This is a genomic window from Faecalibacillus sp. TM498 (assembly GCF_020589955.1).
Lineage (GTDB): Bacteria > Bacillota_I > Bacilli_A > Erysipelotrichales > Coprobacillaceae > Faecalibacillus > Faecalibacillus intestinalis.
Genome location: NZ_JAJDKB010000165.1, coordinates 1 through 336, shown reverse-complemented (window position 1 = coordinate 336; position 336 = coordinate 1). Strand labels below are relative to the sequence as shown.

The window sequence follows — 336 nt, the reverse complement described above, 5'->3', positions numbered from 1 at the left end:
TCGATGATCCTACTACCCCGATCCTAAGATCGGTTTGGGCTCTTTCCCTTTCGCTCGCCGCTACTCAGAAAATCATTCTTATTTTCTCTTCCTGCAGGTACTTAGATGTTTCAGTTCCCTGCGTCTCGCCTCATCATGTCTATGTATTCGACATGTGATACACGGATATGACTCCGTGTGGGTTCCCCCATTCGGATATCGACGGCTCTTCACGTGCTTACCGCTCACCGTCGCATTTCGCTGTTTGCTGCGTCCTTCTTCGCCGGAGTGTGCCTAGGCATTCCCCATACGCCCTTTCTTGCTTTACCTTCTAGGTTTGCTTGCTTGAACTTTTTT

General features: G+C 49.4%; 1 rRNA gene. It reads right to left on the bottom strand.

What is annotated here, in order from left to right:
* Positions 1-308 (bottom strand): 23S ribosomal RNA (locus LJD32_RS15140); the annotation flags it as partial.
* Positions 309-336 lie beyond the last annotated feature (28 nt).